Raw genomic sequence first — 9,659 nt, 5'->3', positions numbered from 1 at the left:
GCTTGGTGACAATAGCATTGTGGTCCCACCTGATCCCATCCCGAACTCAGAAGTGAAACGCAATCGCGCCGATGGTAGTGTGGGGTCTCCCCATGTGAGAGTAGGTCATCGCCAAGCGCCTAATTAACAATGAAGCCAGCTGAATAAGCTGGCTTTTTTGTTTTTCGTGTTTACCATTTTTAAATTGTGATTTTGAAATCATTTATTCCAATTTTCAGCCTCTTTCACTCACAGACCCCTGATGTGCGCTAAATAGCGACTTGTAGCCATATTTTCTTCACGTTACTGAGCCATACCTGTCGATGGCAACTCTTGCTATTACTTCAGAGGTTACTTACCTTATGCAGTAATTTATTGGGGTAGCTAAGGATCTATGATGAAGTTAGAGATGATTTGCACTGGGGAAGAGGTGCTGTCGGGTCAGATTGTTGATACTAACGCGGCCTGGTTTGCTAGCACTATGATGGAGCATGGCATTGAGATCCAACGACGAGTGACTGTGGGGGATCGCCTCGAGGATTTAATTGCGGTTTTCCAAGAGCGTAGCTTGCATGCCGATGTCATCTTAGTGAATGGCGGCTTGGGGCCGACCAGTGATGATATGTCTGCCGAAGCAATGGCTAAGGCCAAGGGAGAGTCTCTGGTTGAGAATCGCGAGTGGCGTCAGCATCTAGAAGATTGGTTTACGCGTAATAACCGTGAGATGCCAGTCAGTAATTTGAAGCAGGCGATGCTGCCCGAGTCTGCGGTGATGGTGGATAACCCCGTCGGTACGGCTTGTGGATTTAGAGTGAAGTTGAATCGAGCCTGGTTATTCTTCACCCCAGGTGTGCCATTTGAACTCAAGCATATGGTAAAAGAGCAATTTATTCCTTTTATCCGTGAAGAGTTTGACCTCGATGCTAAGGTGGCGCTGAAGAAGTTGCTCACCATAGGTCATGGCGAGTCTTCCCTTGCCGACAAAATTGAGCCATTGGAGTTGCCTGAGGGGATTACCATTGGTTATCGCTCCTCAATGCCACATATTGAGATTAAGATCTTTGCCCGCGGTGAGAAGGCGATTGCTTTGCTGCCACGGGTGACTGGGCACATCAAAATGGTGCTGGGAACTGCGGTTGTCGCCGAAGATAAAGCGACGCTTGCCGAGGAAATCCATGCTAAGTTACTGAATTCTGGCTTGACCTTGAGTGTTGCCGAGTCATGCACGGGTGGGATGATTACCAGCCAGTTAGTGGATTTCCCGGGCAGTTCTTCCTATTTACAACACGGTCTGGTGACTTATAGTAATGAGTCTAAGGTGCGAGTGTTAGGTGTTAATCCAGCGACGTTAGACGATCACGGCGCAGTGTCTATTCCCACGGTCGAAGAAATGGCCAAGGGTGCGCGTGCTATCTTAGACAGTGATTTTGCCTTAGCGACCAGTGGGATAGCGGGACCTGATGGCGGAACCGAAGAAAAGCCCGTTGGTACGGTGGCAATTGCCTTGGCAACCCGCAGTGGCGTCTACAGCCAAATGATAAAACTGCCGCGACGTTCACGGGATTTAGTGCGCAGTTTAAGTGCGGCGGTGGCCTACGATATGTTAAGGCGTGAATTACTTACAGAAGCTGTGATTGTGGATTATCAATCGATAGGGCGTTTCAGCAAGTAGCTCTTTGGATGCTGAAGGGTTTTAGTCAGTCTCGCTGGATTAACAAAAATGCTCCCGAGGGAGCATTTTTTATGGCGAACGGTTTGCAACACGAGCCGCTATTTTGTGAATTTAAGGACTAATTTGCCAGGGACGACTTGAATGCTCTCGGTCATCTTGGCCATCAAAGCTTGATTGCTGTCCTTCGTATCGAGCACATAAACGGGCTGATTCTCGAGGAAATGCCTTAAGTAGCCCATAACCTGTGGCGTCGCACTACTGATGGCTTTCTCGATATCCTTAGGGGTTGATTCTACTTTCACCAATTCAAGCTGGCGCAGGTAGACGCTGTGGGTGGCACTGTCATACCAAGGCTTGGCCTCAAAGGTGGTTGAAAGCTGCGCCTTCAACGGAAAAATAGGGTTGGTGATGGACACTTGAGTGGCCGCACTTACGCTCATAGTGTCAGGCTTTTCGCCGAGTCTGACACTGATGTCGTTAATGCGCACTTGCGCGCCCACGAGTTGATTACCTTGTTTCACCTCAAAATGGATCTCTTTGCTGAGATATTGCTCCATTTCATGCTCGCTGATACTGTACTGCGTGACGCAGCCGCCAAGCAGTACAGATAATCCCAAGCAAAGGCTAAGCGTGAGTTTTTTCATTAACCTGTGTTTCTCATACCCGCTGCGACACCGGCAATCGTCAGCATTAAGGCGAGTTGCACGTGTTCGGAAGCGGGAGCTTCGGTTGTTTCCTTGCGAGTACGAGCTAATAACTCGGTCTGCAGGAAGTTTAATGGATCGATATAGGGATTGCGCAGTTTGACTGATTCGCGATTCCAGGGTGTATGCGCCATTAAGGTATCCGATTTAGTCAGCTCGAGCACCACTTTAATACCGAGATCTAAACGCTGGCGTAAAGTTTCGCCTAAGTGGTGTAGATTGGGCGGTACTAAGCAGGTTTCGTAGTAGCGCGCTAAGTTAGGTTCCGCCTTGGCGTATACCATTTCCAGCATAGAAATCCGCGTGCTAAAGAAGGGCCATTCGCGTTCCATATCCTGTAGCAAGCCTATTTCGCCACGTTGGCAGGCAGCCTGCAATGCTTCACCGGCGCCGAGCCATGCTGGCAACATTAAGCGGTTTTGAGACCAAGCGAAAATCCAAGGAATGGCACGTAAGCTCTCGATACCGCCATCGACACGGCGTTTTGCCGGGCGACTGCCTAATGGTAGTTTGCCCAGTTCAACCTCTGGAGTGGCTGCACGGAAATAAGGCACAAAATCAGGCTCTTCACGGACAATACCGCGGTAAGCACTCACTGACTCCTCAGCAATGCGCTCCATACAATTGCGCCATTCCTGCTTAGGCTCTGGCGGTGGAAGCAAGGTTGCTTCTAACACCGCTGAGGTGTACAGGGCTAAGCTTTGCACCGCCAATTTAGGCAGGCCGAACTTAAAGCGGATCATCTCACCTTGTTCGGTAACCCGAATACGACCATCAACAGAGCCGGGCGGTTGCGACAGAATCGCTTTGTGAGCTGGGCCGCCGCCACGACCAATACTGCCACCACGACCATGGAACAGCGTCAGCTTAACACCAGCCTGTTTACAGACGGCGACTAATTGCTCCTGTGCGCGATATTGCGCCCAAGCGGCTGCCATTACACCCGCGTCTTTGGCTGAGTCTGAATAACCTATCATCACCTCTTGCATGCCTTTGGTGTAACCACGGTACCAGTCGATATCGAGCAGTGCGGTAATACACTCGGCGGCGTTATTTAAGTCGCTTAAGGTTTCAAATAGCGGCACAACGCGCATCGGATGAGTGCAGCCGGTTTCTTTGAGCAGTAATAATACGGTTAATACATCTGAAGGCTTGCTCGCCATGGAAATCACATAGGAGCCCAACGCCTTCGCCGGATGCTTAGCAATTAAGCGGCAAGTGTTAAGCACTTCGGCCACATCGGCAGAAGGTTGCCAGTTGCTTGGGATCAGCGGGCGACGGTTACTGAGTTCGCGCAGTAAGAAGGCTTGTTTTTCGGTTTCATCCCAATGATTAAAGTCACCCATACCTAGATAGCGGGTTAACTCGGCAAGCACATCGCAGTGACGGCCTGCGTCTTGGCGGATGTCGAGCCTTAACATATGGATGCCAAAACAAGCGAGACGGCGCAGAATGTCGAGGAGTAAACCATTAGCAATCAAACGCATGCCGCAGTCACATAAACTCTTATACAGCATCTCTAGCGGCGCTTTCAGATCGCTTTCTTGCCAAATCAGCGTCGATTTATCGACTTCTGGGTTATGGCCCTCAATGCGGGCGTTTAAGTAGTCGATGGTGTCGCGCAGTTTTTGTCTTAATGAACGCAGCACAAAACGATAGGGTTCGCAGCTATTGTTGGTATACGCCATCAACTCGCTGTTGGCTTCTTCCATCGATAACTCGCCAACCAGCAACACTATATCTTTGAGGAATAAACGTGCGGCGGCATGGCGATTACGATCTAACACTTCTTGGGTGACTTTAGCGGTCACAAAAGGGTTGCCGTCGCGATCGCCACCCATCCAGCTTGAGAAGCGCACCGGTGCGATATCGATAGGCAATTGCTGGCCAGTACGATCTTGTACTTGATCGTTGAGCTGCCTTAAAAAGTCGGGGACAGCATGCCAGAGGGATTCTTCAATGGTGGATAATCCCCAGCGGGCTTCGTCCACAGGTGTTGGGCGTTCACGGCGAATTTCATTGGTGTGCCAGATTTGGGCGATTAACTGGCGCAGACGCAGATTAATTTGGCGGCGCTCTCTGTCCGACAGTTGATTGTTTTCTTGCTCGGCGAGGCAATCCACAATCGCAGCATATTTTTGGATCAGTGTGCGGCGAGAAATCTCCGTTGGATGCGCGGTGAGGACTAAGTCGATATCTAGCGTTTTTAAGCAATCCAACATCTTGGTTTGATCGATACGGCCATTCAGCATGCGGCCAAGCAACTGTTCGACCGGATCCGGTACGCAAACCAGCTCATCGCAGTTACGACTAATAGTATGAAATTGTTCGGATAAGTTTGCTAAGTTGAGGAATTGGTTGAAAGCTTTAGCAAAAGGCACTAATTCTTCATCGGGGAGCGCCGTGAGCAGTTCTAGCATTTGCTCCCGTGCCGCTTCGTCGCCACGGCGGGAATCTTTTGCGAGTTTACGAATTTGCTCAACCTTCTCGAGGAAAGAATCGCCGAGGTGGGTGCGCATCGTATCGCCCAAGATCTGCCCTAACATACTCACGTTCGATCTTAACGACGCATACATGTCGGTCACATTGTCTGCCACATTACCTGCCATAGTTACTCCGAATTGAAAAATATAAAAATCCGCAATATACCCAAACAACCTGTAGGTGATGAGAGTCTTCAGGTCGCTTGGGTATATAGCCCGCTAGCACAATACCCACCACTGAGGGCAATGGTCAACAGCAGAACTTATAACTTATACGACTGGCTTATCTTATATGCAACTAATCACGACAATTGTTGAAGAATATTCAATATAAATGCGAGCTAACGCAATATTTTATTATGTTTAGTGGAAGTGAATATGAACTGCATCATTTTCGGCTTTGCGGGTATGTGTATTCGGTGTTAATAAAAAGGACTGATTTTTCAGTCTTTCATCCATAGATAACTGAGTTATTAAGCAGTTAGTGAAGTATTGTGTTATTTGCTAAGCGTGCTTGAACGCAGATAAAATGCAAAATTTAATAAAAATATATATTCACATATATTGCATAAATAGATCTTTGTGGTAGTCTAGCCAGCAGTTGAGATGAGTCACCCCTTGTGACCTGTAGAGTAAATATCATGATGTATAGCGTTAAGCCGTCAGTGAATAAAATAACGACCCATTACGATTTCCTACGACGATAGTCTTGTCATCATAGATATACGCTGGTGCGTGTACGCTATTCATCTATTCTTTAAGTCTCTTTGATTCGGTTTATAAAAATACATATGAAAAACATCGCCATTATCGGTGCCAGTGGTTACACAGGTGCACAACTAACAGCTTTAGTCCATGCGGAGTCTGAATTATCGATTCAAGGTCTGTATGTCTCTGAAAATAGTTTAGATAAAGGTAGAGCTTTAGCAGATTTGTACCCTGTCTACAGTCACATTGACTTAGCTCTGTCGCCACTGACTGAAGAAGCGAAGGCGAAGATCGTCGCCGAGGCGGATGCAGTGGTGTTAGCGACCGAACATTCGGTGAGTTTGCATTTAGCGGCTTGGTTTTATAACCAAGGTTTAGCCGTGTTTGACTTAAGCGGTGCCTATCGTTTCAGCGATGTGGCGCAGTACCCTAAGTGGTATGGTTTTGAGCATGAATATCCCGAAGTGTTGGCCAAGGCAGTCTATGGTCTAGCCGAGTGGAATGCCAAAGAAGTCGCCGCGACTAAAATGATTGCTGTGCCAGGTTGTTACCCAACAGCATCATTAACAGCATTGAAACCATTAAAGAATTTACTGACGTCAGCTTATCCAGTGATCAATGCGGTTAGTGGTGTGACGGGCGCGGGCCGTAAGGCACAGCTGCATACCAGTTTTTGCGAAGTGAGCCTCACACCCTACGGCGTATTAGGCCACAGACATCAACCCGAGATTGCCACTCAACTGGGGCAAGAGGTGATCTTCACGCCGCACCTAGGCAACTTCAAGCGCGGCATTTTAGCGACCATCACGGTACAGCTAAAACCGGGTACTACCACTGCCGATGTGGCTGCGGCATACAGTGTGTATGACCAAGCTCCGCTGGTGACAGTGAAACAGAACCAGTTCCCGAAAGTGGATGATGTGGTGCTGACTCCGAATTGCCACTTAGGTTGGAAGTTTGATGAGAACAGTGGCTACTTAGTGGTTGCCAGTGCCATCGACAATTTGATGAAAGGCGCGGCGAGCCAAGCCCTGCAATGCATAAAGATTCACTTTAACCTTTAACCGTTCATCCTTATTTAAGAGAGTCGTCAAGATGTCTACCAACAACTCAGTATTAGTTCTTAAAGTCGGCGGCGCCCTGCTGCAGTGTGAAATGGGGATGGCGCGTTTAATGGATACCGCGGCAGCAATGATCGCTAATGGTCAGCAAGTGCTGATGGTGCATGGCGGCGGCTGTTTGGTCGATGAGCAATTAGCCGCAAACGGCATGGAAACCGTCAAGTTAGAAGGCCTGCGGGTGACCCCGCCGGAGCAAATGCCGATTATTGCCGGTGCACTGGCCGGAACATCAAACAAGATCCTCCAAGGCGCAGCGACAAAGGCTGGGATTGTGAGTGTGGGCATGAGCTTAGCCGATGGCAACACAGTATCGGCCAAGATCAAAGATGAGCGTTTAGGGTTAGTGGGCGAGGTTTCTCCTAAAGACGGTACTTACCTCAAGTTTATTCTGTCCCAAGGTTGGATGCCGATTTGTAGCTCGATTGCCATGATGGACGATGGCCAAATGCTGAACGTGAACGCTGACCAAGCGGCGACGGTATTAGCTAAGTTAGTCGGTGGCAAGTTGGTGCTGCTATCGGATGTGTCTGGCGTGCTCGATGGTAAAGGTCAATTAATCCCTTCACTGAATGGTAAGCAGATTGCCGAGTTGGTGAAGCAAGGCGTGATCGAAAAGGGAATGAAAGTAAAAGTAGAAGCTGCGCTAGAAGTGGCGCAGTGGATGGGGCAGGCGGTTCAAGTTGCCTCATGGCGTGATGCAAGCCAATTAGTCGCATTAGCAAAAGGTGAGGCCGTGGGCACACAAATCCAACCATAAGCGGAGTAGGTTATGAAGCATTTACTATCGATAAAAGAGTTAACCCAGCAACAGTTGCTGGATCTGATTACCTTAGCCAAGACGATTAAAGCGAATCCCGCTGAGTATCGTCATGCGCTGGACGGTAAGAGTGTGGTGATGTTATTTGAAAAGCCATCCCTGCGTACTCGTGTTAGCTTCGATATCGGTATTAACAAGCTCGGCGGCCACTGTTTATACCTAGACCAACAAAATGGTGCTTTAGGTAAGCGGGAATCGGTCGCTGACTTTGCTTCTAACCTGTCCTGTTGGGCCGATGCTATTGTGGCGAGAACTTTCTCCCACAAGACCATCGAACAATTGGCCGAGTTTGGCACTGTGCCAGTGATTAATGCGCTTTCGGATTTATATCATCCCTGCCAAGCGCTGGCCGATTTCTTAACCTTGGCCGAGCATTTTGAAAATATCAGTGATGTTAAGTTAGCGTACGTAGGTGACGGTAATAACGTGACGAATTCATTGATGTATTGCGCGGCCATTCTCGGTGCCACCATGACAGTGATCTGCCCTGCGGGTCACTTTCCTGATGGCTACGTCGTGGCCGAAGTACAAGAACTTGCCAGCCGATATGGCGGCAAGGTTGTACTGACTTCAGATATTGGTGCTATCGAAGGTCACGATGCTATCTATACTGATACCTGGATTTCCATGGGTGATCCAACACCGTTAGCGGAAATTAAGGATAAGTTTGCACCTTATCAGGTCAATAAGGGCTTGATGGCGAAAGCGGGTGCTCACTTCTTTATGCACTGCTTACCCGCTCACCGCGGTGTTGAAGTGACCGATGAAGTGATGGATGGCGAAGGCTCCTTGATCCTGCAACAAGCAGAGAATCGGATGCACGCCCAAAACGCAGTACTGGTAACCCTATTTAGTTAATTTAACCCTGTTTAGCAGCCTACTTTCTCCAAGGTGAGAAACGAGTTATAGGAATTTAAGATGTCTATCGAGAACAAAAACACTGGCGTGAAAAAAGTCGTTTTAGCCTATTCGGGTGGTCTAGATACTTCGGCCATTATTCCTTGGTTAAAAGAAACCTACGACAACTGCGAAATCATCGCTTTTTGCGCTGACGTAGGTCAGGGTGAAGAAGAGTTAGTGGGTCTGACTGAAAAGGCATTAGCTTCTGGCGCCTCAGAATGTCATATCGTCGATCTGAAAGAAGAATTCGTTAAAGACTATATCTACCCAACCATGGCAACGGGTGCTATCTACGAAGGGACTTACCTGTTAGGTACTTCAATGGCGCGTCCAATCATTGCTAAGGCCCAGGTTGAAGTGGCACGTAAAGTGGGGGCCGATGCCCTGTGCCACGGTTGTACCGGTAAGGGTAACGACCAAGTGCGTTTTGAAGGTTGCTTTGCGGCATTAGCACCTGATTTAAAAGTGATTGCACCATGGCGTGAATGGACCATGCAGAGCCGTGAAGATCTGCTGGCTTACTTAGCTGAGCGTAATATCAAGACGTCGGCTTCTGCGACTAAGATCTACAGCCGTGATGCTAACGCATTCCACATTTCCCACGAAGGTGGCGAGTTGGAAGATCCATGGAACGAGCCAAGCAAAGGTGTGTGGACGCTGACTGCCGATCCAGAAGATGCCCCAAACCAAGCAGAATATGTGTCACTCGAAGTTGAACATGGCCGTGTGACTAAAGTAAACGGTGAGCTATTAACTCCTTACGCTGCACTGATGAAGCTGAATGCCATCGCTGCACCACATGGCGTGGGTCGTATCGATATCACCGAAAACCGTTTAGTGGGCATGAAGTCTCGTGGTTGCTACGAAACTCCAGGCGGCACTGTGATGTTTGCTGCGCTGCGCGCGATTGAAGAGTTAGTGTTGGATAAAACCAGCCGTACTTGGCGTGAGCAAGTGGGTGCCCAAATGGCACACTTAGTGTACGACGGTCGTTGGTTTACACCTCTGTGTAAGTCGCTGCTGGCGGCATCTGAGTCATTAGCCGAGTCTGTTAACGGTGAAGTTGTGGTTAAACTCTACAAAGGTCACGCGATTGCCGTTAAGAAGCGTTCGCCAAACAGCTTGTATTCTGAAGCGTTTGCCACCTTCGGTGAAGATCAAGTGTATGACCAAAAACACGCTGAAGGCTTTATCCGTCTGTACTCGTTAGCAAGCCGCATTCGCGCGCTCAACGCTAAGTAATAGGCAGACTCAAAGGGCGCCTAGCGCCCTTTT

The 9,659-nt window shown here is 48.8% G+C and carries 7 protein-coding genes and 1 rRNA gene; 6 read left to right on the top strand and 2 right to left on the bottom strand.

The genetic code is table 11. The features are described from left to right. Position 1 precedes the first annotated feature (1 nt). Together rrf and CBX96_RS15200 are read left to right on the top strand one after the other, a co-directional pair. Positions 2 to 117 (top strand): 5S ribosomal RNA (gene rrf, locus CBX96_RS15205). Positions 118 to 376: 259 nt separating this feature from the next. Further along, positions 377 to 1,651 (top strand): CinA family nicotinamide mononucleotide deamidase-related protein, encoded by a 1,275-nt coding sequence (locus tag CBX96_RS15200; RefSeq protein WP_041416675.1) that lies wholly within the window; start codon positions 377 to 379, stop codon positions 1,649 to 1,651. A 98-nt stretch (positions 1,652 to 1,749) separates the two neighbouring features. Here CBX96_RS15200 and CBX96_RS15195 read toward each other — a convergent pair whose 3' ends face one another. After that, positions 1,750 to 2,295 carry a DUF1439 domain-containing protein gene (locus CBX96_RS15195; protein ID WP_086904083.1) on the bottom strand — a complete coding sequence of 182 codons (546 nt, stop codon included), beginning with the start codon at positions 2,293 to 2,295 and terminating at the stop codon, positions 1,750 to 1,752. After that, positions 2,295 to 4,964 carry a phosphoenolpyruvate carboxylase gene (ppc, locus tag CBX96_RS15190; RefSeq protein WP_089066704.1) on the bottom strand — a complete coding sequence of 890 codons (2,670 nt, stop codon included), beginning with the start codon at positions 4,962 to 4,964 and terminating at the stop codon, positions 2,295 to 2,297. Before ppc ends, CBX96_RS15195 begins: the two co-directional genes overlap by 1 nt. Before the next feature lie 665 nt (positions 4,965 to 5,629). Between ppc and argC the strand changes: the two genes are divergently transcribed. Genes argC through CBX96_RS15170 form a run of 4 tightly spaced genes read left to right on the top strand, consistent with a single transcriptional unit; the run spans position 5,630 to position 9,626 of the window. Next, a complete protein-coding gene (argC, locus tag CBX96_RS15185) occupies positions 5,630 to 6,610 on the top strand; it encodes an N-acetyl-gamma-glutamyl-phosphate reductase (protein ID WP_011624431.1) in 981 nt (326 codons plus the stop codon). Between the two features lie 31 nt (positions 6,611 to 6,641). Then, complete coding sequence (gene argB / locus CBX96_RS15180; protein WP_109287269.1) at positions 6,642 to 7,424, top strand: acetylglutamate kinase; 783 nt, start codon at positions 6,642 to 6,644, stop codon at positions 7,422 to 7,424. Positions 7,425 to 7,436: 12 nt separating this feature from the next. Continuing rightward, entirely contained in the window at positions 7,437 to 8,342 is a 906-nt protein-coding gene (locus CBX96_RS15175; RefSeq protein ID WP_011624429.1) for an ornithine carbamoyltransferase, read from the top strand. A 60-nt stretch (positions 8,343 to 8,402) separates the two neighbouring features. Continuing rightward, positions 8,403 to 9,626 carry an argininosuccinate synthase gene (locus CBX96_RS15170; RefSeq protein WP_086904085.1) on the top strand — a complete coding sequence of 408 codons (1,224 nt, stop codon included), beginning with the start codon at positions 8,403 to 8,405 and terminating at the stop codon, positions 9,624 to 9,626. Positions 9,627 to 9,659 lie beyond the last annotated feature (33 nt).

Source organism: Shewanella sp. BC20, assembly GCF_003129585.1.
Taxonomy (GTDB): domain Bacteria; phylum Pseudomonadota; class Gammaproteobacteria; order Enterobacterales; family Shewanellaceae; genus Shewanella; species Shewanella seohaensis.
Note: the sequence above shows the minus strand (reverse complement) of the source record. Positions and strands in the feature narration are given on the sequence as shown.